Raw genomic sequence first — 25,391 nt, 5'->3', positions numbered from 1 at the left:
AAACAATTAAGAGGCTAGGACTTTTGTCCCAGCCTCTTTTTTTATCAAATTTATGAGGGGCTTAGTCACCTAAACCGATGCGTTCGAAGATTTCATCCACCCGTTTAGTGTAGTAAGTTGGGTTGAAGATTTCATCGATTTCTTCTTGAGTAAGACGTGATGTCACTTCTGGATCTGCTTCAAGAAGTGGTTTGAAATCTACTTGGTTATCCCATGATTGAGCTGTCTTTGGTTGAACAAGGTCGTAAGCTTGCTCACGTGTCATACCTTTTTCAATCAAAGTCAACATCGCACGTTGGCTGAAGATCAAACCAAATGTAGAGTTCATGTTGCGGATCATGTTTTCAGGGAAGACTGTCAAGTTCTTAACGATGTTTCCGAAACGGTTGAGCATGTAGTCGATCAAGATGGTTGTATCTGGTGCGATGATCCGCTCAGCTGATGAGTGAGAGATATCGCGTTCGTGCCAAAGGGCTACGTTTTCATAAGCTGTGACCATGTGACCACGGATCACACGTGCAAGACCTGTCATGTTTTCAGAACCGATTGGATTGCGTTTGTGAGGCATTGCTGAAGATCCTTTTTGACCTTTGGCAAAGAACTCTTCTACTTCACGTTGTTCAGATTTTTGAAGACCACGGATTTCAGTCGCCATACGCTCGATCGATGTTGCGATGCTAGCGAGAACTGCAAAGTACTCAGCGTGAAGGTCACGAGGAAGGACCTGTGTCGAGATTTCTTGAGCACGGATACCAAGCTTATCACAGACGTATTTTTCAACGAATGGTGGGATGTTGGCAAAGTTACCAACCGCACCCGAAATCTTACCAGCTTCCACACCAGCAGCCGCATGCTCGAAACGTTCGATGTTCCGTTTCATTTCGCTGTACCAAGTTGCCAATTTCAAACCAAAAGTTGTCGGCTCAGCGTGCACCCCGTGGGTACGACCCATCATGATAGTGAACTTGTGTTCTTTCGCTTTGTCAGCGATGATGTTAAGGAAGTTTTCAAGATCCTTACGGATGATATCGTTGGCTTGTTTGTAGAGGTAACCATAGGCCGTATCCACCACGTCGGTAGAAGTCAACCCATAGTGGACCCACTTGCGCTCTTCACCAAGCGTTTCAGAAACCGCACGTGTGAAGGCAACCACATCGTGGCGAGTCTCCTGCTCGATTTCCAAAATACGGTCGATGTCAAAGTCTGCTTTTTCACGAATCAAAGCCACATCTTCCTTAGGGATTTCTCCCAATTCAGCCCAAGCTTCGTCAGCCAAGATTTCCACCTCAAGCCAAGCACGGTATTTATTTTCTTCAGTCCAAATATTCGCCATTTCTGGGCGACTATATCTATCAATCATGTTTAATTTTCCTTTCTTTTGATGTTTCACTTATGTGGGGCGGACGTCAGCAGCTTCCTCCGGAATCTCATGACTAAATCTTGAGCCTCTAGTCTCAAGATTTCCGTCGCTTACGCTTTCCCCACGGCGTGAAACATCCGTTTAACGAACAAAAGTCGTTTTATTAAAATTCTTCTTTCCCAATCCACACTGATGGATAATGATCCAGTGTATTCAAATCCGTATCTAACGGTAGATCATAGATGGCTAAATAGTTTTCAGGATATTGTGTAACTAGCTCTTCATACTTAGCTTTCACTTTTTCATGATCACTACTAGCATACAAGACTTCGACGACTGCTCCAGTCTTATCTTTTTCAACAAATGCGTTGACGATGAGTTGAATCATAAAACCTCCTAAATCGAAATTCCCTTCATATTTGCTTCCAGAATAGGCATCTTCACACCTAACTCCTGACCAGTCTGATAGACACTTTGACAACAATAGAAGATATCCTGTTTATCATTGTGTAAGGTCATAATTTTTCGAGTCAGCTCATTTTTCGCAAACATGATTTTCATGGCTTTTCCGGCTATCCAAGCAGGGATTTTGTATGGCAAGAGCTCGGCTTTATAAAGCTTCAAATTCACGCCACGCGCTTCTACAACTTTCAAAGCCTCTCGAATGGCCTTGATGGCTAATGATAATTCCGAAGAACTATTCATCAAGTTCAAAGCCAATTCTTCTGGATTTTCCAGATTTCCCGAACGTGCGGCTGTCGAAGTAACACCTGCGTTAATCGCCATGTGAATCCAAATCCACTCGACCATATCATGAGGCACTTCCCACTTCAAATCTGCAGAAGTCAGTAAAGTTGTCAGATCAGCATAGTTAGAAATCTGTGCTTTTTGCTCACCTTCTAGCATTAAATGGTCGAACAAGACACCATCCAAATGGTCCTCCTGCATGTGACCTCCAGCTGTTGGAAAAGCTAAAATATAGTCATAATCTCCTGCCCACTCTTGGACCTCTTTTCGAGTATCCCAAAAATTACAGAAGAAAACAAGGGTGCCTTTGATATTATTTTTTAGCAAGGTCTCCACAGCCTCTTTGACAAGCCCATGACGCACACTCAGAAAAATAAAATCATATTCCGAATCAGCTTCTGCCACACGAACCTCATAGGTATCGTGTTTGTTCTCACCCTTGGAATGATAGCGACCATCTAGTAGATCAACCGACAATTCCTTCGGAGCAGTGCTTTTCTTACTATCTCTCAGTACGTGCTCTACTTGATGGCCTGCTTTTTGAAAGGCGTAGGCATAAGTGGTCCCGATGACTCCAAGTCCTAGAATCGCTATTTTCACTTAAAAATCAATTCCTTTCCAGCAGTAGTTGTCTGGCTTCTCTTGTCGATTTTTCACCTGCGACAAGCCTAGTCAACCTTGCAGGGGTAAGACGACGGACCTTATTGCTGGGGTCCTGTCTTACTCCCCAAACTCCTCAACCTTATCTGGTTCAATACTAAACAAAGTCACATGTCCCATTTTGCGGTTGTGCTTTGCTTCTAGTTTACCATATAAGTGGAGGTGAGCGCTTGGATTTTCTGTCACATATGTTTCAGCAGCCTCGACGTGTTGGCCGAGAACATTGAGCATAACAGCTGGTGCATGGAGGTGAATAGCAGGAAGTGGTGCTCCGAGAACGCCCAAGATATGCGTGTCAAACTGTGAAAAGTCACAGGCTTCAATTGAGTAGTGACCTGAATTATGTGGGCGAGGCGCGATTTCGTTGACGATAATGTCATCAGCTGTCGCAAACATTTCCACGCAAAGGGTTCCAGAAAGGTTGAGTTGTTCTGCAATTCGCACTGCCATGGCCTTGGCTTTTTCAGCTAGATTTTCAGAAATGCGAGCGGGCACAATGGTTTTTGAAAGAATGTTGTTGCGGTGGATATTTTCCTGAACGGGAAAGACTGTCACGTCCTTGCCGTTACCTGACACGATGACCGAAATTTCAAGGTCAAAGTTGACGAACTCTTCTAAAACGCAGTCTGCTGAATCAGCTAAAGCATAGGCCTCTTCCAAATCTGCTTCTGAACGAATGACCTTCTGACCATGGCCATCGTAGCCACCGGTCGCCGTCTTGAGGACATAGTTTTTAGACAGGTCGATATCTGCCAAGTCTTGGCTTGAGGTCACGACCTTGTAAGGTGCTACAGTGACTTGGGCCTTGTTAGAAAGAAAGTCCTTCTCAAAAATACGGTTTTGGGAGATGCGGAGTAGGTCTGTCCCTTGTGGAAGCTGACCATCCTTGATAACGGGGTCCAAACCGTCAGCATCCACATTTTCAAATTCATAAGTGAGAATATCACAACGCTCTGCCAACTGACGAAGAGCATCCACGTCGTCGTATGGGGCTACGATGATTTCTGCCACGCGAGAGGCTGGGCAATCAGCTGCTGGGTCCAACGCGATAACCTTGTGTCCCATGTAGATAGCTGAGATCGCCATCATCTGACCGAGTTGACCACCACCGATGATACCAATGGTTTTAGTTGAGCTCATTTGTAGACTCCTCTGCAATTTTTCCTTGTTCTTCAGCAAAATCCGCCAAAGCTGTCGCAATAGCCTGATCCTCTACTGAAAGGAGACGAAGGGCAAAGAGGGCAGCGTTAGTCGCACCGGCTTCACCGATTGCCATGGTTGCGACTGGCACTCCACCTGGCATTTGAACGATAGAATAAAGAGAATCCACACCGCTAAGGGCACGAGACTTGACAGGTACCCCGATAACTGGAAGGGTTGTTTTAGCAGCAACCATCCCTGGTAAGTGAGCAGCGCCACCTGCACCCGCGATGATGACCTTGATGCCACGGCTACGTGCTTCTTCGGCATGTTTGAACATGAGGTCCGGTGTACGGTGTGCGGAAACAACCTTCTTTTCGTAAGCGATGCCGAAGTTGTCAAGGACTTCAGCAGCTTTTTGCATGGTTGCCCAGTCGGATTTTGAGCCCATGATGATGGAAATTACTGGTTTAGTCATAATTTTTCCTTTTTCTTTTTTTGATAATGTTCTTAGGTGGTGGGGACGGAAGCAAACCTTCGGTTTCATTCCTAAACTTTGAGCCTAAGGTCTCAAAGTTTCCCCCGACCAGAACAGGATCTGTTCTGGTCTTTTCACCACGGCGACCATCATCGTGTTTGGCGACTTCGTCGCCTAATATAGCATTGATATTCGAAAACTCGAAGAAAATCATAGAGTGACAAGGCAAAGCGACGAAGATAGAACTAAAGTTCATCAAGGAGATTTAACACAGTCAATCGAAGATTTTCAAAGAGTTTTATTTATTCGCCTTGCTACCGATATCCTTACGGTAGAACAGGCCTTTTGTGTTTTGTTTGTTGAGTTCGTTGTAGATAATGTTTTGGCTGTCTTTGACGGTGTCTGCTGTGGTAACCAGCATGTAGACGCGTCCGCCGTTTGAGAGAAGCTCTTGTCCATTTTCAGCGAATTCGGCACCGGCATAGTAAGTGATGATATCACCATCTGTCTTGGCTGGAAGCTTGACACCCTTCTCATAAGCGAGTGGGTAGCCGTTGGATGCTACAACCACGCCCAGTGTCACCCCCTTGTCCGTCCAAGTGATGGCCGGCTCTTTGCCATCCAAAATGTCAGTGATGTTTTGTGCAAAGTCAGATGTCAAACGAGGCAAGATAATTTGCGTTTCAGGATCACCAAAACGAGCGTTGAACTCGATAACTTTCGGTCCATCAGCTGTCAAGATAAGCCCCGCGTAAAGGACACCAAGATACGGACGCCCTTCTTTGATCATGCCTTCAAGAACTGGCTTGACAATGGTGTCAATCGCTGTGTCAACCACGCTTTGTGGCAAGTGAGGAACTGGTGCATAGGCCCCCATCCCACCAGTGTTAGGACCCTTGTCGCCATCATAAGCACGTTTGTGGTCCTGAGCCGTTGGCATAATGTAGAACTTGTCCCCATTGACAAAGGCAAAGAGAGAGAACTCTTCTCCATCAAGGAATTCCTCGATGACCACACGCGCACCTGAATCACCGAATTTATTGTCCAACAGCATCTCGTGAGCCGCTTCAACGGCTTGCTCAACTGTCTCCGCAACGACGACACCTTTCCCAAGGGCCAAACCGTCTGCCTTGACGACGATTGGAGCGCCTTTTTCTTCGATGTAGGCCTTGGCTTCCTCGAAATCTGAAAAGGTCCCATAGGCTGCTGTCGGAACGTCGTATTTGACCATGATTTCCTTGGCAAAATCCTTAGACCACTCCAGCTCAGCCGCAGCCTTAGTCGGACCAAAGGCTTTGAGTCCAGCTGCATTGAAGTCATCCACGATTCCAGCCGCAAGGGCATCATCTGGACCGATAAAGGTCCAAGCAATCTCATTGACTTTTGCGAAGTCAATCAGCTTAGAATGTTCGGAAATTCCGATATTGATCAAATCCAGACCATCTAATCGCATCCCGTCATTACCAGGAGCCACAAAAACCTGCTCAACGTCTTTAGACTCCAACAATTTCTTGGCAATCGCATGCTCACGACCGCCAGATCCAACAACCAAAAGTTTCATCTCGAACCTCTTTTGCGAATTATTTTATTAAATTATATCATAATCGTTCGTTTTATTCTAATATTTCAAGGAATATCCGATGATTTTCATTAGAAAACAAACTTTTTTCATTATTTTTTAAATTTCTGCTCCTTTTTACGAATATTATAATTGAGACCTCTAATATTTTTTAAAAAAGGAGTTTTATGCAGAGAATAAAGAAACTACTCTTGGCAGCTTGTCTTTTCTGGGCAGGAGCTTCACAAGTTGCAAGAGCAGACCAAAACGTCAATTATATCTACAAGGAAAAAGGACAATTAGTTGTCCACCTCGGGACCATTCCAGATCGCTTCCAAAGCGTTAGCGTCCCCATTTGGTCCGAGCAAAATGGCCAGGACGACCTCATTTGGTATCCTGTCCAACGAGGAGAAAATGGGTTTGATTTGCAAGTACCTCTGACTAATCATTTGGATCAAGCAGGACTTTATCACATCCATGTCTACGGGATCCATTCTAACGGAAATATTGAAGGACTGTTTCCTCTACAGACAATCATTGAAGAAAAAGATCTGACTTCTTCCCAACCCAAGATTACAGTCCGACCTAGCACTGCACAGCTATTTGAGATCCAACTCCAGCTTTTTGAAGATGTGGAGGAGGTCTTCTTTCCCATCTGGTCTGAACAAGATGGCCAAGACGACTTGATCTGGTATCCCGCAAAAAGAACGGCACCTGGTCGCTACCAATTATCCTTCAATGCCGAGAAACATACAGGGAAAGGAACCTTTCATCTCCACGTCTACCAAAAAGACAAGGGGCACTTAAAAGGCCTGCTTGCCACTGAATTTCAGGTCGAGCGGGTCAAACCTGCTCCACTGGTCACTCAACCGGATAATTACTATCCCGTCGGCGAATGTACCTGGGCGGCAAAAGAGCTAGCTCCTTGGTCACAAAACTGGTGGGGAAACGGTGGCATGTGGGCAGCTAGTGCACGCGCTGCGGGCTTCCGGACAGGAAATACCCCAGAGGTCGGTGCTATCGCCTGTTGGGATAATGGAGGCTATGGCCACGTTGCAGTCGTGACGGAGGTCGAACATGATCAAAAAATCCAAGTAAAAGAAGCTAATTACAATGGAAATCGGACCATCAACAATTTCCGTGGCTGGTTTGACCCCACGAATGTTGTCTGGGGAACAGTCAGCTATATCTATCCAAATTAAGGAATTCCTAACCAGAACAAAAGGCGCTCATCAATCGATGAGTGCCTTTTTAGATTAATGTCTGAAGTGACGAACACCTGTAAAGATCATGGTCAAACCATATTTATCAGCCGCTTCGATTGACTCTTGGTCACGGACTGATCCACCCGGTTGGATGATAGCCTTAATTCCTGCCTTAGCGATTTCTTCTACGTTATCCGCAAATGGGAAGAAGGCATCTGAAGCAAGGACAGCACCGTCAAGGCGGTCTTTAGCTTGGTCAATAGCGATGCGGACAGATGCCACACGGTTGGTTTGACCAGGGCCAACACCAAGTGTCATGTGGTCGTTGGTCACGATGATCCCATTTGATTTGACGTACTTGATAGCCTTCCAAGCAAACTCAAGAGCTGTCGCTTCTGTCTCCGTTGGTTGGCGTTTGGTCACTACTTGCCAGTCAGCTGGACTTTCTTTGACAACGTCTTGATTTTGAACGAGGAGACCACCAACAACACCAGTGTATTCTGCTTCCACTTCGCTAGCATCTTGAGCATCAAACGGCAACGCAAGAATCCGCAAGTTTTTCTTCTTAGTTGTCAAGATTTCAAGCGCTTCATCTGTGTAGCTTGGTGCAATGATGATTTCAAGGAAGACTCCATGCATTTTTTGAGCCGTCGTAGCGTCTACCTCACGGTTGAGAACGACGATTCCACCGAAGATGGATACTGGGTCAGACTCATAAGCGTAGTCCCAAGCAGTTTCAATATCATCAGCTTGACCAATCCCACATGGGTTCATATGTTTCAAAGCCACAACGGTTGGACGGTCTTTGAAATCACGGATGATCCGAATCGCAGCATCCGCATCGCGGATATTATTGAAGGACAATTCTTTCCCGTTGAGCTGTTTCGCGGATGCAATCGAATAATCCGTTGGCAAGGCCTTTTGGTAGAAGTCTGCGTCTTGTTGAGGGTTTTCCCCGTAACGCATGGCTTGCTTGAGATCATAAGTCAAAGTAAGTTTTTCAGGTTTTTCTTCACCCACTTGAGCAGTGAAGTATTCTGCGATCAAAGCATCATAGGCTGCTGTGTGGCGGAATACTTTTGCTGCCAAACGTTGGCGAGTTTCATAAGAGGTTTCGCCATTTGCTGCCAATTCGTCAAGCACAACAGCATAGTCAGTAGGGTCTACCACGACTGTGACGCTAGCGTGGTTCTTCGCTGCTGAACGAAGCATGGATGGACCACCGATATCGATGTTTTCAACTGCATCAGCGTAAGTCACGTCTGGTTTGAGGATGGTTTCCTTAAATGGGTAAAGGTTGACCACCACAAGGTCGATCAACTCAATCTTGTTGTCCTTAGCAGCCTCTAGGTGGCTATCGAGGTCACGACGAGCGAGGAGACCGCCATGGATATTTGGGTGGAGAGTCTTGACACGACCATCCATCATTTCTGGGAAACCAGTCACATCATCGATAGCAATGGTATTAACACCAGCATTATCAAGGGCAACTTTAGTACCACCAGTTGAGATGATGTCCCAACCAAGTTTCTTGAGTTCTTGGGCAAATTCAACAATGCCCGCTTTATCTGAAACACTAATTAGTGCGCGTTTAGTCATTCTATTCCTCTTTCTTTAGATCCAACCGCATAGCGACTTCGTTATTTTCTTCTATAAATCCTGTTTCCTGAAAACCCAAACTAGTCAGCAGGTACTTCATTTTTTCATTTCCAACCACATAATCTGCGATAATATGATTGCAATCTCTATCCATCTGAGCCTCTTTGATCAGAACTTCCAAGGCTTTTCGTCCATAACCTTTTCCTTGGTACTGCTGGCCAATCATTATCCGCCAGATAAAGTATTCTGCCTCATCCTTATCTATTTCCAACAGTAGAAAACCAACTACTAGCTCATTCCAATAGATTGCCATGGGAAACACATCCCCATTCTCTCGGTAGAGCCATGCGTCAGCTAAAGAACGCTCATTGGGAGCTACAAAACGCGCTCGTTCATCAGCATCAGATATTTTCAAATCCAGCACTGCCTGAAAACTGCTCTCATCTACTAATTTCAGATTAATCATTTTTCTCCTTTTGAATAAATAGGATTTTGAGGTGATTAAAGACTAATCTAACTCATATAAAAGGTAGTTATCAAAATTTATGATTCCTTTGAGGTAATCTCGGTCTGCTTTAGACAACTCAAATTCTGGAAAGGTCGCAATTAAACTGGACAAATAAAAATAATTCGGGTGCCGACGATAAGAAAAACCTGCTTGACCGAATTTTCCTTGACAAAAATCATAGGCAAGTTTTAATTCTTGACTTGTGACACCGTCTAAAATTTTATCTAACTCTGAAAGCTGACTTTTATCAGTATTTTCTATCATAGCTTTCACTGTATTTACTAAAACAAAAAGAAAATCCTTAGTATTATCCAGTAGGATTGGTCTGTTAGATAACTTATTCTTTAACTCCATATAGTATTGGTCCATAATCATTTCTTCCTCTCCACTCCCAAACTATCCAAGACTTCCGGATAGAGCTTGTACTCTGTTTCGTGGATGCGCGTTTCGAAAGTAGCAAGGGTATCCCCTTCAAGGCGTGGTACACGGACTTGTTTGATGACCTTACCGGTATCAACACCAGAGTCCACCCAGTGAATGGTCACACCGCTCTCAGCTACACCTGCATTCCAAGCATCCTCAATACCATGAGCACCTGGAAATTCCGGAAGATAGGCTGGGTGAATATTGATAATTCGACCTTCATAAGCTGCTAGTAAGGTTGGGCCAACGATTTTCATGTAGCCTGCGAGGCAAACCAAGTCAATCTGATGTTTATCCAAAAGTTCGACAATGGCTCCTTCATAGTCTGCCTTGTTCTCAAACTCTTTGAGTTCAAAGGCATAGGTTAATACCCCTAGCTTTTCGGCACGTTCTATGACATAGGCATCCCGGTGATCTGAAAAAACAAATTCTACTGGAAATTGTTCCGCGATCACCTGGAAGTTTGAACCATTTCCGGAAGCAAAAACAGCAATTTTTTTAGCCATTATTTTATCACCACATTTGCATCTGTCTTCTTGACAATCCGACCAATTTCATAAACAGGTTCGTCAAGAAGTTCTTTGACACGTTCCACATTTTCTAGTTTGACCGCAAGCATGAGACCAATACCCATGTTGAAGATTTCAAACATTTCTTCATGTTTGATTTGGCCATATTTTTCAAGGGCTTTGAAAATCGGAAGAACTGGCACTTTGCTTTCATCAATTTCAGCAGCCAAGTCATCTGAGAACATACGTGGTACATTTTCGATGAAACCACCACCTGTGATATGGGCGATTCCGTTGACCAATTCTTCTTTGATGAGCGGTATAACAGCCTTAACGTAGATACGAGTTGGTTCAAGAAGAACGTCTTTAAGTTTCTTGCCTTCTAACTCAGGTAATACTTCTTCACCTGTGTAATCCGCAAAGACACGACGCACGAGTGAGTAACCATTTGAATGGATACCACTTGATGCAAGGCCAAGAATCACATCCCCCTCAGCTACTTTTGAACCGTCGATAATTTGAGATTTTTCTGCAACACCGACAGCAAACCCAGCCAAGTCATAGTCGTCTTCGCCATACATACCAGGCATTTCAGCAGTTTCCCCACCGATGAGGGCTGCTCCAGCCTGCACACACCCTTCAGCTACACCAGCAACGACTTGTTCCAATTTAGCTGGTTCATTTTTACCAGTTGCGACGTAGTCCAAGAAGTAGAGGGGCTCTGCACCTGCAGCGATGATATCGTTGACACACATAGCCACACAGTCCTGACCGATTGTATCGTGCTTATCGTACTTGATGGCCAGCATGATCTTAGTTCCGACACCGTCCGTACCTGAGATCAAAACAGGCTCTTTGACACCTGTTTTTGAAAGGTCAAACATGCCACCGAAACCACCAAGAGCTCCCATAACACCCGCACGTTCCGTACGTGCCACGTGTTTTTTGATCCGTTCAACAACTTCATAACCCGCTTCAACATCTACACCAGACTGCGCGTAAGCATTTTTGTTTGTCATTTGTTCATTCCTTTTCTTTTTTTGAGAAAGATTGCGACGTATTTTTAGATAAACCATCTTTTTATCTAAAAATACTAGTCAGGTCTCTAGCTTTGATCCCATAGGACAAAGCGTCTACTGACAAATGCTTTAGCTTTTAGTCAGTAGTGAGACGTGGAGCGTATGCATTCTTATTTGTCATTTGTTTATTCCTTTTTCTCTTCCTAGAGTCTACTGTGATTGATCAGATTCACTTGCAAACATTCCTAATAAAAGGAGGTCTGCTCATTCAAGCTTTCCAAATAGCGTTCTTCGTAGTCATATAAAGGTGTTGGGTATTTCCCATCGAAGTAAGCTACACAAAGACCACCGTTTGGTGCATCGGTATCAATACCAATAGAATCAATCAAGCCATCAATGGACAAGTAGGTCAAGCTATCCGCACCAATAATCTCACAAGTTTCCTCTACTGTATGGTTGGCTGCGATCAGCTCCTCGCGGCTCTGAATATCAATTCCGTAGAAACATGGATAAGCCAGAGCTGGACTGGCAATTGCCACATGGACTTCAGTAGCCCCTGCTTCTTTCAACAATTTCACAATCCGACGAGAGGTCGTTCCACGTACAATAGAATCATCAATCATGACAACCCGTTTGCCTTTCACGACCCCAGATACGGCAGAGAGCTTCATCCGCACTCCTTGTTCCCGCAATTCCTGAGTCGGTTGGATAAAGGTCCGTTGGACATACTGATTCTTGATCAAGCCCATTTCATTTGGCAGACCGGATTCTTCCGCAAAGCCCATGGCCGCACTGAGAGAGGAGTTGGGAACCCCCACTACAATATCTGCTTGGTTCTTAAATTCTCGTGCTAACTGAGCGCCCATCCGCTTGCGAGCCGTATGGACGTTGACTCCTTGGATATTGGAATCAGGACGAGCAAAATAGATATACTCCATAGAACAAATCGCTAGTTGAGTATCATCCGTATAGCGATCATAGGTAATACCATTTTCATCGAAAATCACGAGCTCACCAGGATGCACATCTCGAATCCATTCTGCCCCAATCACCTCAAAGGCACAGGTTTCCGAAGAAACAACCAAGGCACCATTGGCCATTTTCCCGATAGAAAGAGGACGGAAGCCATTTGGGTCCAACGCCGCGATCAGCTTATCTTCAAACAGCATCAGATAAGCAAACCCACCTTTGACCGTATTGAGTGCTTCCTTGATTTTCCCCATAAAGGAAGGGTTGTGGCTCCGACGGATCAAGTGGGCCAGAATTTCTGAGTCAGAGGTCGAGCTAAAGATGGCTCCATTTTTTTCTAATTCCGATTTGAGCGATTGGGCATTGGTCAAATTCCCATTATGGGCCAGACCAAACTGCGTATCGTGAAAGCGGAAGAGGAAGGGTTGGATGTTATCCACAGACGCTTCCCCCGCTGTCGCATAGCGAACATGTCCAATAGCAGAAGATCCTGTCAATTTTTCAAGATTTAAAGGATTCCGAAAGACTTCTGAAAGCAGACCTGTATCCCGATGGCGTCTCAAGGTTCCTTGGTCATTGGCCAAGATGCCTGCCCCTTCTTGTCCCCGGTGTTGGAGACTGTGAAGGCCAAAATAGGTGAGTTTTGCTGCGTCTGGATGTCCCCAAATCCCAAAGACTCCACACTCTTCATTAAGAGATTTTACTTCGTATGTCATGTTGTATACCTTTTATTTTCCAGTAAAGTATTGAACCGCTGATGCAAAAAGATGTTGATCTTTATTTCCTGGAATATTTTGGAAGAGACCGTCTTCAAAACGTTCTGAGTGACCCATCTTCCCGATGATTTGACCGTTCTTGCTGGTAATTCCTTCGATGGCATGGACAGAACCATTTGGATTGTATTTAGAATCCATGCTTGGTTGGCCCTCAAAATCAACGTATTGGCTAAAGATTTGACCATTGTCACGAAGCTCTGCGAATTCCTCAGCTGTCACGACAAACTTCCCTTCACCGTGTGATACTGGGATAGCGTGGATGTCTCCAACTTCTACTCCCGCAAGCCATGGTGAGTTGGTATTGGCAATCCGTGTTTCCACCATCTTAGCCACGTGTTGGTTGGCATCATTGTAGAAGAGGGTTGGACTGGTACTGCTTGCATCTTCAAAGTTACCGTATGGAAGGAGACCTGATTTGACAAGAGCTTGGAATCCATTACAGATACCGATGATCAAGCCACCGCGTTCGATGAAGCTATCAATAGCCGAACGAACTTTTTCATTGAGCAAGATGTTAACGATAAATTTAGCTGATCCATCTGGTTCATCCGCTGCTGAGAAGCCACCTGCAAAGAAGATAATGTTGGCTTTTTCAATGTTGTCAACCATGGTGTCAACAGACTTGACAATCACCTCTTCATTCAGTGTGACAAATGGTACCAAGTTAACTTTTGCGCCTTCTTTTTCAAAGGCCTTAGCTGAATCGTACTCAGAGTTGGTACCTGGGAATACTGGGATGTAAACCACTGGTGTATCAACTGTTTCTTTAGCTTTAATCACAGCATCTGTTGCTACAGCAGGTACTTCTTCCAACTCAGTTGCTTGTGCAAATTCCGTTGGGTAAACTTCTTCCAATTTACCTTGGAAAGCACTGTCAAGTTTGTGTCCATCAAGCGTTACACCATTGACAGTAAGTGTAAAGTCAGCTACTGTTTGTCCGATCTTAGCAACACCTGCAATTTCTTCAGTCGATGTGAAGACGAATCCACCCAATTGGGCTGTCAAGCTAGTGTCAAGGTCAGCTAATTCGACGTTTGCTCCGATATGGTTCCCAAATGTTGCAAGGGCAAGAGCTTCAACCACACCACCATATTTAACAGCTGATGCGGCTGTCACTTTGTGGTCAGCTTGGATAGCTTCAAATTGAGCAAAGTTCGACTTGATGAGTCCAAAGTCAATTTCTTGTGCCAAAGCATGACCAGGAATGTAGTAAATATTTTCACCAGCAACTTTAAATTCTGGAGAAAGAACCTTACGGCTATCCGCAGTTGTTACCCCAAAAGCAACCAAGGTTGGTGGTACTGTCAATTCTTCAAAGGTACCAGACATCGAGTCTTTACCACCGATAGATGGCAAACCAAGTTGAATCTGAGCTTCAATGGATCCAAGAAGAGCTGATACTGGTTGGCCAAAACGCTCTGCTTGTTTATCCATCCGCTCGAAGTATTCTTGATAAGAGAACCGAGCCTTAGACCAGTTGGCACCAGCAGCAACCAAACGAGCAGTTGCTTCGATGACCGCATAAGCAGCACCATGATATGGAGACCATTCGGCGATATAAGGGTTAAATCCTTGCGCCATAACAGAAGCAGTTGTTGTCACGCCATGTTGGACTGGCAATTTCTGTACAGAAGCTTCCGTTGGTGTAATTTGGTAGCGACCACCGAGTGGGTGATTGACTGTTGAACGACCAACTGAACTATCAAAGATGGTTTGTAACCCTTTTTGACTGGCATGGTTAAGGTCAGCCAGGACTTCAAGAGTATCAGCTTCAAGGGTTGCAGCAGATGTTTGACGTTCTTCTGGAAGCTTAACATCCTTGTCAACCACCTTAGCATCTACAACCACACGTACACCGTTTGTATCAAGGAAACGACGTTCCAAATCAACGATGGTTTCACCATTCCAGTGCATGACAAGATTTGGTTTCTCCGTCACTGTTGCAACGACAACAGCATCAATATTTTCTTTGTTACATGCTGCGACGAAGGCATCTACATCTTCTGGACGAACCACGACAGCCATCCGTTCTTGAGATTCAGAGATGGCAATTTCTGTACCGTTCAAACCTTGGTATTTCAATGGCACTTTGTCTAGATCAATTTCAAGACCATCTGCCAATTCACCGATCGCCACACAGACACCACCAGCACCAAAGTCATTTGATTTCTTGATCAGACGGGTCACTTCCCCATTACGGAAAAGACGTTGAATCTTACGTTCTTCGATGGCATTCCCTTTTTGAACCTCAGCACCAGCTGTTTCAACAGATTCAACCGTTTGAACTTTAGAAGAACCTGTCGCACCACCGACACCGTCACGTCCAGTCTTCCCACCGAGCAAGATAATCACATCACCTGCTTCAGGTTTTTCACGGACAACATTTTCTTTAGGAGCCGCACCGACAACTGCACCTAGCTCCATACGCTTAGCAACGAAACCTGGGTGGAAGTATTCACGAACATAAGTTGTCGCCAAACCAATTTGGTTACCGTATGAAGAATAACCGTGAGCCGCTGTTTTAGAGATCACTTGTTGTGGCAATTTACCAGCACGAGTTGCTGAAATTGGAGCTGTAATATCACCAGCACCTGAGATACGCATGGCTTGGTAAACGTATGAACGACCTGACAATGGGTCACGAATGGCACCACCAATACAAGTAGCCGCACCACCAAATGGTTCGATTTCAGTTGGGTGGTTGTGGGTTTCATTCTTGAACATAAGAAGCCATGGTTCTTTCACACCATTGACATCCACTTCAATTTCAACAGAGCAGGCATTGATTTCATCAGACACTTCCATGTCATCCAAACGACCATTAGCACGCTCATAACGACCAAAAATAGTGGCCATATCCATCAAGGTTTGAGGTTTTTCCGTACGTCCCAACTCGTCACGCATGGCGATATATTTGTCATAAGTCGCTTGCAATTGTTTTTCAAATTTAGAAGCTGAGAAGTCGATGTTTTTCAACTCAGTCTCGAAAGTTGTATGACGGCAGTGGTCAGACCAGTAGGTATCCAACACCTTCAACTCAGTCTCAGTTGGCACACGTCCAATAGACTTGAAGTAATCTTGAATGAAGAGAAGGTCATCCACTTCCATGGCCAATCCTTGCTCAGCCTTATACTGTGCAAAATCTTCTGCCGTATAAATTTCAAAGAAATCCAAGCTTGGAATGGTCTTGTTAGACTCAGAAAAATCCTGTTTCGCAATACCAACAGTGATATCTTTGAAACGAGAATCCACTGGATTCAAGAGGTAGTTTTTGACAGCTTCCAACTCATTCGCATCAATATCCTTGTTAACCAAGTACAATTGCGCTGTGTTCACTGTTACATCATTTGAACTACCAAGCAAAAGCAAAGCTTCTTGCGAAGATGCTGCCCGTTGGTCAAATTGACCAGGCAAACTTTCGATAGCAAAGAAAGCATAGTTCTCAAGATCAGCCTGAACCGCAGCCTCGTCCAAAACAGTATCAGTCACTTGCTCAGAGAAGATATGTTTTTCCGCACGCGCAAACAAGTCCTCTGCCAAACCAAAGACATCATAAACCTGAACAATCCGAAGATCCTTCAACGTTTTCAACTGAAGATTATGCTGTAATTCTTTTACTAAAGAGTCCGATTTCACACGAAAATCAGCTTTTTTCTCAACGAAAATACGTTTATCCATTTTATTTCCTTTATTTCTATTCAAACATGCTCTTGAAGACGAAGGTTTTCCGTTTCAAAAAGATTACTTCAAGCCCTGCAATTTCTCTAACACAACCTTGTACACATCTGTCAGACTGCCCAAGTCTCTACGGAAAACATCCTTGTCCATATGGTGCCCTTCCGCATCCCAAAGACGGCAGTTATCTGGTGAGAATTCATCTGCCAAGATAATCTTGCCATCCTTATCAAAACCAAATTCCAATTTGAAGTCAATCAAACGAAGACCAATTTGTGCAAACCAATCTTTCAACAATTCATTGATACGACGCGTTTCTTCCTTGATATAAGCAATTTGCTCATCATTGGCAATATCCAAGAACTTGACATGCTCATCATTGATAAAGGGATCATCCAACTCATCATTCTTGTAGTAAAATTCAACGATTGGAGTCTCCAAGTCCAAACCTTCTTCAACGCCAAACCGTTTAGAAAAGGAACCCGCAGTCACATTACGTAGAACAACCTCCAAAGGAATGATAGTAACCTTCTTGTTCAATTGTTCGGTATCAGAAATACGTTCGATAAAGTGCGTCTCTACACCCGCAGCATTCAATTTTTCAAAAATAAGAGACGAAATCTGATTGTTGAGCACACCTTTCCCCTCAATGGTCTCTTTGCGAGCTCCATTCAGCATGGTGGCCTGGTCCTTATAAACGGACTTAATCACATGTTCGTCTTCTGTACTATAAATATCTTTTGCTTTCCCCGTATAAATTAATTGATCGGACATCTTCTTGTTCGCCTTTCATCTTTTATCCCTTTCAGTGTATCACAGAGAGGTTGTTTTTTCAAGTTAAATCCGTATCTTGTTCGCTTGTAACACAAAAATAATAAGAGATTGAATCAAAAAGATTCAACCTCTTATTTTTAGATGCTTATTCGTTCGTAAAAACCGAACTTTATTTGCTTGTTTTCTTCAAAACGTAGTCTACCATATCTCCAACAGTTGCCATGGCATCAATATCCTTGTCTGGAATATTGATTTGATAGGCTTCTTCCAAATAAATAATGTATTCCATGAGATCAACGGAATCCACTTCCAAGTCTTTTCGTAAATCCAAATCCAAAGAGACCTCATAGTCAGATCCCTTATTATCTTGAATCAACCCTTCAACTAGTTTAAAAATTTCTTGATGACGACTCATTTCTCTTCCTCCAATTCTGATAATTCAACCACAGATTTACGAATAACATCTGTTTCCAACATGGTCCGGATCTGGCGAATTGTGCTATAGACAGCCTTGGCATCACTAGAACCATGGGTTTTCACGACAGGGGCTTGCAAGCCAAACAAGACCGCACCTCCAACATCTGAATAATCCAAGGTCTTTTTCAAACCTCGTAGATCATTCTTCAAGAGGAAGGCTCCAATCTTGGCTTTCAACCCACCACCACTAAGGACCGTTTTCAACTGTTTAAAGAGGCCCAGAGCAGTTCCTTCCATAGTCTTAAGGACAGCATTACCTGTAAATCCATCTGTCACAATGACGTCAGCAACTCCATCCATCAAGTCACGCGCTTCCACATTTCCTATAAAATTAAGAGAAGGATCCGCTGCTAATAGTTGATAGGTCTCCTTGCGTAGGGGATCCCCCTTGCTTTCCTCTGTTCCGTTATTTAAGAGACCGATACGAGGCCGCTTAATGCCACGGACATTCTCTGCATAATAGGCTCCCATAATCGCATATTGGTGCAAGTGTGTTGGCGTATTTTCAGCATTTGCCCCCAGATCCAACATATCATAGCCCTTCCCATCAAGGGTAGGAAGAGTCGACATCAAACCTGGACGATCGATGACCTTGATCCGACCGACGATGAAGTAACCAGAGGCAAGAAGAGCTCCTGTATTTCCTGCAGAAAGCATCGCATCCGCTTCCCCATTCTTAACTGCATGCGCTGCTAAGACCATACTTGCTTGCTTTTTCCGACGAATCGCACGAGTTGGCTCATCATCTGAGTTGATTTTCTCATCCGTATGGACGATGGATACCCGTTCAGTTGCCGTTAGGTATTGCTTAATTTTAGCCTCATCCCCATACAAAATGACTTCAATATCCTTAAATTCTTGTATGGCTTGATTGACCCCTTCTACCAGGGCCTGTGGAGCATGATCTCCACCCATTGCATCAACTGCAATTTTTTTCATTTCTTACCTCCAGACTGATCTTTTAAGATCTCTCCCCAGCTTCCCAGGGAATCAATAAATTTCTTAGCTTTAAGATGAATGCCGACATATTCATCATAGAGTTGGTCTAGACACTTTCTCAACTCTTTCTTCATCGCATCATGGATGGAAATCGTCTCTAACTCACTAAATTTCACGGCTTGAAAACGATCTAGCAAATAGAGAGCATTTGGATCCCAGTGGGCCCGTCTTTCGTCACGATCATAATGATCTGGGCAAAGGACACCACCCAAGCGGAATGAAAAATCAAAAGGTAGCCCCACTCGATGACAGACACAACACTCATGGACGTTTAAGGCAACACCAAATCGGGATAAAATCTGCATTTCAAAAATATTGGTCAAGATTTCATAATCCAAGCCCCGATCCATCAATTGCAAGGTCTGCTCTAAAAAAGCAAATAAAGCTGGATCAGGTTGACGATCCTGTATACTAGCATCTGCCAAGGCCAGTATATAGGTTGCGTAGGAAAGACGAAAAAGATCTTGATTAATCCCTTGGAAACTTTGAACCTCATGAATATCTTCGATATAGCTGAGTCCGTCATCATTGATTTTCAGATACATATCCGCTAAAGTCAACGGTTGGATCATAGAATTCAACCGAGAACGATTGGCATGTTTCACGAAAAACATCAGCTTTCCAGCCTGCTCTGTAAAGATCTTAACCAGCTTATCGTCCTCTCGGTAATCCCGATGGTAGAGGACGATGCCACGACTCTCAATGCTCTCCAGCATGTTCTTTCATAAACTCCTTCAACCGACTCATCGCTTCTTGGATCACTTCCATACTTGCTGCATAAGACAAGCGCACATATCCTTCGCCGTAAGGACCAAAAGCCATTCCTGGGATAAAGGCAACAGCCTTTTCTTGGGCTAGGAGCTTCAAAAAATCGAAGGAATTTTGAAGATATCCTTGTGGGATCTTAGCAAAAATATAGAAGGCCCCATCCGGGCGGATAATATCAAAGCCCATGGCAGACATTTCTTTGATGATATAATCTCGACGCTCTATGTATTCCCGTTTCATCGGCTCTGCGTCGTCTTTACCAACCGTTAAGGCTTCAATGGCTGCATACTGGTTCATGGTCCCCGCTGCAGTCACCAAGTACTGATGACTCTTGATTAATTGAGCTGTCAAGGAAGCCGGCGCAAAGATAAAACCGAGTCTCCAGCCTGTCATAGCATGAGACTTTGATAAACCATTGATAATAATGGCTTGGTCCCGTAGATAGGATCCTAAGGAAACGTGAGGCTGTCCTGTATAGGTTAGCTCTGAATAAACTTCGTCACAAATGACAAAGACTTCATATTTCTTCAAGACCCTAGCCAACTCCTGCATCTGCTCCTTAGAGTAGGTAACACCTGTCGGATTAGCTGGGTAGTTGAGAATAACCGCCTTGACGCGATCCCCTTGCTCTTCTATGGCCTTTTCTAAAGCCTCAGGGCTGAGGATAAAGCGATTGCCTGTCGTATCAATTTCGACGACACTAGCCCCCATCAGTTTAATAATAGGTTCGTAACCAGGATAAGCTGGTGCTGGTAAGAGCACTACATCTCCTGGTTCCAATATAGCGGTCAAGGTCGCAGAAAGGGCCTCCGTTGCCCCAATCGTGACCAAAATTTCATCCTCTGGTCGATACTGTAGGTTATATTTTTCAGCTACAAACTGACTAGCAGCTTCACGTAGAGCTAGCAAACCACTCATCCCCGTATAATGGCTCTGGTTAGCGTCAATAGCCGCTTTTGCTGCTTCCTTTACATGATCTGGCGTCGTAAAATCTGGCTCACCCAAGGTTAAACGTAAGACACCTGGAATAGAAGAAATGGCTTGGTCAAACTGACGAATCAAAGAAATCTCGATTCGATTCAAATTTTGATTAAACCGTTTTGTTAAATCCATAGCCACCTCCAAAAAAAGTTCTATCACCATTATACTATAAATAGAAAACCATCGCAAAAAAGGGGCTAGCCCCAACTAAAATGATACAATAATGACCTTTCTCATCAAAAAAGGACTTAGCAAATGCTAAATCCTCTCATTGAATAAGGTTCACCAAATCATTTTTATTCTTGACCACGTGTTGCAACATAATTCAACTGATCACCATGTTTCGCCAAGAAATCCTTCATTTCCGAATCCGGAATTTGACGAAGGTAGAGATTGGAACGGATCGTTTCATCTTCTTCACGACAAGTAGACAAGACTAAGTACTTATCAGAAGCTTTGATTTTAATATTTAGATTCTTTGTCCGCGATCCTTCATAGTTATGCTTCAATTGGGTAGTGAAATCTTCATCATCCTTAAAGCTTGTACGGTAGAAAGCAGTCGTTTCAGGAACAATGACCAAGCACATTGCTTCATAATAATACTTACGCTCAGGTGTTTCAATAACTACATAAGGATGTTGATCAAAGTACTTTTGGTTATCATAGAAGTTAACATCGTTAAACATCCGATGATCTGCAACCTTGCTACCACGAGCATGACCGAATAACCAAGTCAACCGATCACTAAAATCTTTTTTGTTATCCGTATCCATGAAGACCGTACCTAAATACGGTTGGTAGCCACCTTCAAAAGTTTTATCCAAGTAAGTAGCATTATCACCTGTTTGAACCACTGGCTCATCTAACTCCGTACCAGGAGCATAAACATAGGCAATCGTCTCTGGATTAACTGCAGTAAATTGAGCAAAACGATTTGCTAAGTAATCTTTCTCCTCTTGACTAGGGGTATATTTTACCTCTTGTTTAGAACTAGTCGAACCACTTGTAGATTTCGCAGTTTCCTGATGTGTCGATGTGGATTTTTGTTTACCAAATGGATTGAAGAAAATAAACCCAAGAACAAGTGCTACAACGGCTACTAAGGCAAAAAGAATTCCCAATCCCTTTCCTTTGGAAGTCGTCTGTTTCTCTGCTCGTTTCATAAATTAGAATTCTCCTAATAAGTATTCGATTTTTTCTAAAAAATACACTGAGCCCAAGGACCCAGTGTATTTTTATGAGCTAATTAATAATTAAATTATTTAACTGCGCTTGTTTTTGGAAGAGTTTTTTGTCCTGCTGCTGCTGGAGCTTTAGCGTCTTCTTTCTTTTCTTCAGCTTTAGGAGCTTCTACGTCACCTTTTTCTACTTTAAGAACTTCACCTTCTTTAAGTTTGTTAGCATCACGAGTCCATTTTTCTGATTTAACACCAAGGTCTTTATCGTTTTCTGCCTTGATTTCAGGAACTGTTGCTTCTACATCAGTGTTTGCATAGTAACCTGATTCGTTTGACCAACGATTTGCTCCAAGTTCACCTTCTGCAAATACTGGTGCTGCTGCTGCAAATACTGCAAGTGCTGCTACTGATGATAATAAAACTTTTTTCATTGTTTTATCTCCTTTTTTCATTTTAAAAATATTTCGTTACTTCGTAACTAGTTTAAGTATACTACTATATCATATATCTGTCAACAAATTTTTTAGCTAATTTTAAAATTTTTTTAATTTTTTTTAGGAAACAAACTATTTGATTTTCTAAGGCATTTTTCTTACTCTATTTGACTACACCACTCTTTGGCAAGGTCTTTTTGGGTAGACAAGGATCCAATCTATCCTCATTTTTTTGTGCTTCCTTCAGCAACTCCTCCCTCTGATTATTGATCTTACTTTCTTTTTTTAACCAGTTGAAAAACATATCTTTCCTTTCTTCAAAAAAGAGGCTTTTTATAACCTCTTCTTTACATTTTTAAGATTTTTTCGCATTTCCAATTTCAAATAGAGGAGACAAAGGACGTTTTTCATGGATGCGGATAATCGCTTCTGCCAAAAGTTTTGCAATGGAGATTTGTTCAATTTTATCGATTAAGCGGTCTTCAGGTAGGAAGATGGTATCCAACACCACCAACTTCTTAATCGCTGATTTTTGAATATTGTCCATAGCTGGACCTGACAATACAGGGTGCGTACAACTTGCATAGACTTCTACAGCTCCTGCTTCAGCAAGTGCATCCGCAGCGTGGCAAATGGTTCCCGCAGTATCAATCATATCATCGATCAGGATACAAGTTTTCCCTTCAACGTTCCCAATGATATTCATGACTTCGCTAGTGTTCATTTTATCAACACTCCGACGTTTATCAATGATGGCGATCGGTGTTTTCAAAAATTCAGCTAGCTTACGAGCACGCGTCACACCACCGTGGTCTGGACTGACTACCACATAGTCAGAACCAATCATGCCACGACGTTCAAAGTAGTCTGCAATCAATGGAGCCCCCATCAAATGATCCACTGGAATATCAAAGAACCCTTGAATCTGAGCCGCATGCAAATCAATGGTTAAAAGGCGATCTACACCAGCAATCTCTAACATATTGGCAACTAATTTGGATGTAATTGGCTCACGAGCGCGAGCTTTACGGTCTTGACGAGCATAACCATAATAAGGCATCACTACATTAATGGTTTGAGCACTGGCACGTTTTAAGGCGTCAACCATGATCAATATTTCCATTAAATTATCATTGACAGGAGAGCTCGTAGATTGAAGAATATAGACCTCTTTCCCACGAATAGACTCCTCGATATTGACTTGGATTTCCCCATCTGAAAATTGACGTACGGTCGACTTCCCAAGTGGCAATCCCATCTCCTTAGAGACACGTTCAGCCAAATCTTGGTTAGAAGATAAAGCAAACAGCATTAAATCCGAAAACGACATGATTTCCTCCACATAAATTTAACCACAATGTACAAATTGTACAAATCTTCTCTTTACCCATTGTAACGCTTTTTACATGATTTTTCAATCCATAATCCATCAAAAATTAAAATAGTAACTATAGTAAAAAACACCCACTAAAAGTGAGTGTTTTAATTTTTTAGTTTGGATAGATATAAGTAACTGATCCTTGTGCATTCACTGGGTTGAACCATCCACGGTAGTTCCCAATGCTACGGATACCTAAGTAGTTAGATTCAGATACTTGGATACTTGTAGTAGATTGAACAGCCGTAACAACCGCTACGTGTCCATATCCACCGTCATTCCAACATGCAATAGCTCCAACTTGTGGTTGGCTACCAGTACGGAATCCAGCAGCTGCGGCACTTGCAGCCCACTGTGCTCCATTACCCCAGTAATCGCCAGCCCAAGGAGCCAATACTTTCGCACCCCAAGTACATTCACCTACTGGGTATGAACTTGCAGAAGAGCTGTATGTTGGACGACTAGTTGCTGCTGGTGTAGCAACTGTTTGAGTTTGAACTGCTGGTGCTGCAGCAGGAGTTGCAACAGTTGCTTGAGGTTGTGCACCTTCAGCTGCAGGTGTTTGAGTAGCAGCTTGCACTTGTACTTGCAAGTTAGTATTAGCAGATGCTTCTACAGCCTTACGCTGTTCTTCTTGTTGAGCACGGTATGCAGCTTCTGCAGCTGCTTTCTCAGCTGCTGCTTTCTCAGCTGCTGCTTTTTCTTCAAGCAAAGCATTCTTTTCATTTTCAGCTGTTGACTTTTCAGCCGCTAAATTCAATTGAGCGACTTTCAACTCAGCTTCCTTAGTTGCTAAAGCTTGTTCATCATCATTTAATTGTTGTTGGTTCGCAATAACAGTGTTAATGGCATCGTTGTTTTCTTTTTGCTTAGCATCGATATCTTCTTTATCACGTTTTTGCTCTTCCAACATTTTGTTATTCGCACTAGCAATCTCATTCATTGCAGAAACGCGTGAAATAGCTTCAGTCAAAGAACCAGAACTTACAATAGCGTTAATGTAACTTGTAGCAGTTCCTGTTGTTTGAGCACTACGTGCTTGGTTCGCTAATGATTCTTGACGAGCAACAATGTTCTTAGAGAGCTCTTCAATCTCTGCAGAAAGTTTAGCAGACTCTTCATTCAAACGTTCATTTTCAGCTTTAAGAGTTTCTTGTTGTTTTTTGATTTCAGAAACTTGAGCTTGAATTTGATCAACTTGTGCCTGCGCACTTTGTTCTTTTGAACTCAAATCAGCAATTTTACTATCTTGTGCGGCAATTTTATCATCAGTAGAATCAGCTCCTACAGAAATAACCGTACCTACTTGTGATAAAGCAACTGTAGTAAGTAAAATAGTCGTTAATAATTTTTTCTTCATAAAATAAAAGACTCCTTCATATAAGACACTAACTAGTATAACAGAAAATGAAAGATTTTATATTACGCCTTTGTTACAATTTTATTTCTATTGATGTATCAAAGTAACAAAAAAGTTAGCTAGAAAGCTAACTTGATTCTGTACGGAGAATGGGGGATTCGAACCCCCGCGCCAGTTACCCGACCTAACGATTTAGCAAACCGTCCTCTTCAGCCTCTTGAGTAATTCTCCAAAATGGGCACGAGTGGACTCGAACCACCGACCTCACGCTTATCAGGCGTGCGCTCTAACCACCTGAGCTACGCGCCCAAGTTAAAAACTTGGTAATGAACAAAAAGTTCAAAGCGGGTGACGAGAATCGAACTCGCGACAACAGCTTGGAAGGCTGTAGTTTTACCACTAAACTACACCCGCTT

At 43.3% G+C, this 25,391-nt stretch carries 23 protein-coding genes and 3 tRNA genes; 1 reads left to right on the top strand and 25 read right to left on the bottom strand.

Features of this window, described 5'->3' with window-relative positions; all coding sequences use genetic code 11:
* Window positions 1-61 precede the first annotated feature (61 nt).
* The 6 genes from purB to purD all read right to left on the bottom strand — a co-directional run bounded on the left by purB (window position 62) and on the right by purD (window position 5,946).
* Window positions 62-1,360, bottom strand: coding sequence for an adenylosuccinate lyase (gene purB, locus ADF75_RS05295; protein WP_048789411.1), 1,299 nt, complete (start codon window positions 1,358-1,360; stop codon window positions 62-64).
* Window positions 1,361-1,523: 163 nt separating this feature from the next.
* A complete protein-coding gene (locus tag ADF75_RS05290; protein ID WP_048687864.1) occupies window positions 1,524-1,748 on the bottom strand; it encodes a hypothetical protein in 225 nt (74 codons plus the stop codon).
* A gap of 8 nt (window positions 1,749-1,756) precedes the next feature.
* Window positions 1,757-2,707 (bottom strand): ketopantoate reductase family protein, encoded by a 951-nt coding sequence (locus ADF75_RS05285; protein ID WP_048789410.1) that lies wholly within the window; start codon window positions 2,705-2,707, stop codon window positions 1,757-1,759.
* 120 nt (window positions 2,708-2,827) lie between these two features.
* Window positions 2,828-3,907, bottom strand: a complete 1,080-nt coding sequence (gene purK, locus ADF75_RS05280; RefSeq protein ID WP_048789409.1) for a 5-(carboxyamino)imidazole ribonucleotide synthase — start codon at window positions 3,905-3,907, stop codon at window positions 2,828-2,830.
* Window positions 3,894-4,385, bottom strand: coding sequence for a 5-(carboxyamino)imidazole ribonucleotide mutase (purE, locus tag ADF75_RS05275; RefSeq protein ID WP_048789408.1), 492 nt, complete (start codon window positions 4,383-4,385; stop codon window positions 3,894-3,896). The genes purK and purE overlap by 14 nt, the downstream gene beginning before the upstream one ends.
* A gap of 298 nt (window positions 4,386-4,683) precedes the next feature.
* Window positions 4,684-5,946 carry a phosphoribosylamine--glycine ligase gene (purD, locus tag ADF75_RS05265; RefSeq protein ID WP_048789406.1) on the bottom strand — a complete coding sequence of 421 codons (1,263 nt, stop codon included), beginning with the start codon at window positions 5,944-5,946 and terminating at the stop codon, window positions 4,684-4,686.
* 185 nt (window positions 5,947-6,131) lie between these two features.
* Here purD and ADF75_RS05260 point away from each other — a divergent pair, with 185 nt between their 5' ends.
* Complete coding sequence (locus tag ADF75_RS05260; protein ID WP_048687873.1) at window positions 6,132-7,145, top strand: GBS Bsp-like repeat-containing protein; 1,014 nt, start codon at window positions 6,132-6,134, stop codon at window positions 7,143-7,145.
* A gap of 54 nt (window positions 7,146-7,199) precedes the next feature.
* Here the strand turns inward: ADF75_RS05260 and purH are convergent, their stop codons facing one another.
* From purH to ADF75_RS05160, 19 genes are all read right to left on the bottom strand, one after another.
* Complete coding sequence (gene purH / locus ADF75_RS05255) at window positions 7,200-8,747, bottom strand: bifunctional phosphoribosylaminoimidazolecarboxamide formyltransferase/IMP cyclohydrolase (protein ID WP_048789405.1); 1,548 nt, start codon at window positions 8,745-8,747, stop codon at window positions 7,200-7,202.
* Between the two features lies 1 nt (window position 8,748).
* Complete coding sequence (locus tag ADF75_RS05250) at window positions 8,749-9,213, bottom strand: GNAT family N-acetyltransferase (protein ID WP_048789404.1); 465 nt, start codon at window positions 9,211-9,213, stop codon at window positions 8,749-8,751.
* Window positions 9,214-9,255: 42 nt separating this feature from the next.
* The gene (locus tag ADF75_RS05245) at window positions 9,256-9,624 is read right to left on the bottom strand and encodes a hypothetical protein (protein ID WP_236128260.1); all 369 of its coding nucleotides are present in this window, start codon (window positions 9,622-9,624) and stop codon (window positions 9,256-9,258) included.
* Between the two features lie 2 nt (window positions 9,625-9,626).
* Window positions 9,627-10,184, bottom strand: coding sequence for a phosphoribosylglycinamide formyltransferase (purN, locus tag ADF75_RS05240; RefSeq protein ID WP_048789402.1), 558 nt, complete (start codon window positions 10,182-10,184; stop codon window positions 9,627-9,629).
* Window positions 10,184-11,206: a phosphoribosylformylglycinamidine cyclo-ligase gene (purM, locus tag ADF75_RS05235; RefSeq protein ID WP_048789401.1), complete on the bottom strand. Its 1,023-nt coding sequence runs from the start codon at window positions 11,204-11,206 to the stop codon at window positions 10,184-10,186. The genes purN and purM overlap by 1 nt, the downstream gene beginning before the upstream one ends.
* Window positions 11,207-11,451: 245 nt before the next feature.
* Window positions 11,452-12,891, bottom strand: coding sequence for an amidophosphoribosyltransferase (purF, locus tag ADF75_RS05230; protein ID WP_048687883.1), 1,440 nt, complete (start codon window positions 12,889-12,891; stop codon window positions 11,452-11,454).
* A 12-nt stretch (window positions 12,892-12,903) separates the two neighbouring features.
* Complete coding sequence (locus ADF75_RS05225) at window positions 12,904-16,629, bottom strand: phosphoribosylformylglycinamidine synthase (RefSeq protein ID WP_048789400.1); 3,726 nt, start codon at window positions 16,627-16,629, stop codon at window positions 12,904-12,906.
* A gap of 63 nt (window positions 16,630-16,692) precedes the next feature.
* The gene (purC, locus tag ADF75_RS05220; RefSeq protein ID WP_048789399.1) at window positions 16,693-17,400 is read right to left on the bottom strand and encodes a phosphoribosylaminoimidazolesuccinocarboxamide synthase; all 708 of its coding nucleotides are present in this window, start codon (window positions 17,398-17,400) and stop codon (window positions 16,693-16,695) included.
* Window positions 17,401-17,569: 169 nt separating this feature from the next.
* Window positions 17,570-17,815 (bottom strand): phosphopantetheine-binding protein, encoded by a 246-nt coding sequence (locus ADF75_RS05215; RefSeq protein WP_048687889.1) that lies wholly within the window; start codon window positions 17,813-17,815, stop codon window positions 17,570-17,572.
* Window positions 17,812-18,816, bottom strand: a complete 1,005-nt coding sequence (gene plsX / locus ADF75_RS05210; RefSeq protein WP_048789398.1) for a phosphate acyltransferase PlsX — start codon at window positions 18,814-18,816, stop codon at window positions 17,812-17,814. The genes ADF75_RS05215 and plsX overlap by 4 nt, the downstream gene beginning before the upstream one ends.
* Window positions 18,813-19,592, bottom strand: coding sequence for a DNA repair protein RecO (gene recO / locus ADF75_RS05205; protein ID WP_048789397.1), 780 nt, complete (start codon window positions 19,590-19,592; stop codon window positions 18,813-18,815). Before recO ends, plsX begins: the two co-directional genes overlap by 4 nt.
* On the bottom strand, window positions 19,576-20,757 hold the full coding sequence (locus ADF75_RS05200; protein WP_048789396.1) for a pyridoxal phosphate-dependent aminotransferase: 1,182 nt from the start codon (window positions 20,755-20,757) through the stop codon (window positions 19,576-19,578). The genes recO and ADF75_RS05200 overlap by 17 nt, the downstream gene beginning before the upstream one ends.
* Before the next feature lie 164 nt (window positions 20,758-20,921).
* Window positions 20,922-21,788 carry a class B sortase, LPKTxAVK-specific gene (gene srtB / locus ADF75_RS05195; protein ID WP_048789395.1) on the bottom strand — a complete coding sequence of 289 codons (867 nt, stop codon included), beginning with the start codon at window positions 21,786-21,788 and terminating at the stop codon, window positions 20,922-20,924.
* A 95-nt stretch (window positions 21,789-21,883) separates the two neighbouring features.
* The gene (locus tag ADF75_RS10015; RefSeq protein WP_053090539.1) at window positions 21,884-22,234 is read right to left on the bottom strand and encodes an LPKTxAVK-anchored surface protein; all 351 of its coding nucleotides are present in this window, start codon (window positions 22,232-22,234) and stop codon (window positions 21,884-21,886) included.
* 358 nt (window positions 22,235-22,592) lie between these two features.
* Window positions 22,593-23,567: a ribose-phosphate diphosphokinase gene (locus ADF75_RS05180; protein WP_048789394.1), complete on the bottom strand. Its 975-nt coding sequence runs from the start codon at window positions 23,565-23,567 to the stop codon at window positions 22,593-22,595.
* 160 nt (window positions 23,568-23,727) lie between these two features.
* Complete coding sequence (gene pcsB / locus ADF75_RS05175; RefSeq protein WP_048789393.1) at window positions 23,728-24,975, bottom strand: peptidoglycan hydrolase PcsB; 1,248 nt, start codon at window positions 24,973-24,975, stop codon at window positions 23,728-23,730.
* Between the two features lie 143 nt (window positions 24,976-25,118).
* Window positions 25,119-25,206: transfer RNA gene (locus ADF75_RS05170), tRNA-Ser, on the bottom strand.
* Between the two features lie 4 nt (window positions 25,207-25,210).
* Window positions 25,211-25,284: transfer RNA gene (locus tag ADF75_RS05165), tRNA-Ile, on the bottom strand.
* 34 nt (window positions 25,285-25,318) lie between these two features.
* A tRNA-Gly gene (locus ADF75_RS05160) sits at window positions 25,319-25,389 on the bottom strand.
* Window positions 25,390-25,391: the final 2 nt, after the last annotated feature.

This window comes from Streptococcus sp. 1171_SSPC (assembly GCF_001069335.1).
Classification (GTDB): domain Bacteria; phylum Bacillota; class Bacilli; order Lactobacillales; family Streptococcaceae; genus Streptococcus; species Streptococcus xiaochunlingii.
This window is presented reverse-complemented; position numbering and strand designations above follow the sequence as displayed.

Coding starts and splice junctions, on each gene's coding strand:
- plsX (WP_048789398.1), bottom strand. CDS start 18,816: ATGAAAAAAATTGCAGTTGATGCAATGGGTGGAGATCATGCTCCACAG.
- purN (WP_048789402.1), bottom strand. CDS start 10,184: ATGGCTAAAAAAATTGCTGTTTTTGCTTCCGGAAATGGTTCAAACTTC.
- ADF75_RS10015 (WP_053090539.1), bottom strand. CDS start 22,234: ATGAAAAAAGTTTTATTATCATCAGTAGCAGCACTTGCAGTATTTGCA.
- recO (WP_048789397.1), bottom strand. CDS start 19,592: ATGCTGGAGAGCATTGAGAGTCGTGGCATCGTCCTCTACCATCGGGAT.
- ADF75_RS05290 (WP_048687864.1), bottom strand. CDS start 1,748: ATGATTCAACTCATCGTCAACGCATTTGTTGAAAAAGATAAGACTGGA.
- purH (WP_048789405.1), bottom strand. CDS start 8,747: ATGACTAAACGCGCACTAATTAGTGTTTCAGATAAAGCGGGCATTGTT.
- purK (WP_048789409.1), bottom strand. CDS start 3,907: ATGAGCTCAACTAAAACCATTGGTATCATCGGTGGTGGTCAACTCGGT.
- purF (WP_048687883.1), bottom strand. CDS start 12,891: ATGACATACGAAGTAAAATCTCTTAATGAAGAGTGTGGAGTCTTTGGG.
- ADF75_RS05215 (WP_048687889.1), bottom strand. CDS start 17,815: ATGAGTCGTCATCAAGAAATTTTTAAACTAGTTGAAGGGTTGATTCAA.
- srtB (WP_048789395.1), bottom strand. CDS start 21,788: ATGAAACGAGCAGAGAAACAGACGACTTCCAAAGGAAAGGGATTGGGA.
- purM (WP_048789401.1), bottom strand. CDS start 11,206: ATGACAAACAAAAATGCTTACGCGCAGTCTGGTGTAGATGTTGAAGCG.
- pcsB (WP_048789393.1), bottom strand. CDS start 24,975: ATGAAGAAAAAATTATTAACGACTATTTTACTTACTACAGTTGCTTTA.
- purD (WP_048789406.1), bottom strand. CDS start 5,946: ATGAAACTTTTGGTTGTTGGATCTGGCGGTCGTGAGCATGCGATTGCC.
- ADF75_RS05250 (WP_048789404.1), bottom strand. CDS start 9,213: ATGATTAATCTGAAATTAGTAGATGAGAGCAGTTTTCAGGCAGTGCTG.
- purC (WP_048789399.1), bottom strand. CDS start 17,400: ATGTCCGATCAATTAATTTATACGGGGAAAGCAAAAGATATTTATAGT.
- purB (WP_048789411.1), bottom strand. CDS start 1,360: ATGATTGATAGATATAGTCGCCCAGAAATGGCGAATATTTGGACTGAA.
- ADF75_RS05180 (WP_048789394.1), bottom strand. CDS start 23,567: ATGTCGTTTTCGGATTTAATGCTGTTTGCTTTATCTTCTAACCAAGAT.
- purE (WP_048789408.1), bottom strand. CDS start 4,385: ATGACTAAACCAGTAATTTCCATCATCATGGGCTCAAAATCCGACTGG.
- ADF75_RS05260 (WP_048687873.1), top strand. CDS start 6,132: ATGCAGAGAATAAAGAAACTACTCTTGGCAGCTTGTCTTTTCTGGGCA.
- ADF75_RS05245 (WP_236128260.1), bottom strand. CDS start 9,624: ATGGACCAATACTATATGGAGTTAAAGAATAAGTTATCTAACAGACCA.
- ADF75_RS05200 (WP_048789396.1), bottom strand. CDS start 20,757: ATGGATTTAACAAAACGGTTTAATCAAAATTTGAATCGAATCGAGATT.
- ADF75_RS05225 (WP_048789400.1), bottom strand. CDS start 16,629: ATGGATAAACGTATTTTCGTTGAGAAAAAAGCTGATTTTCGTGTGAAA.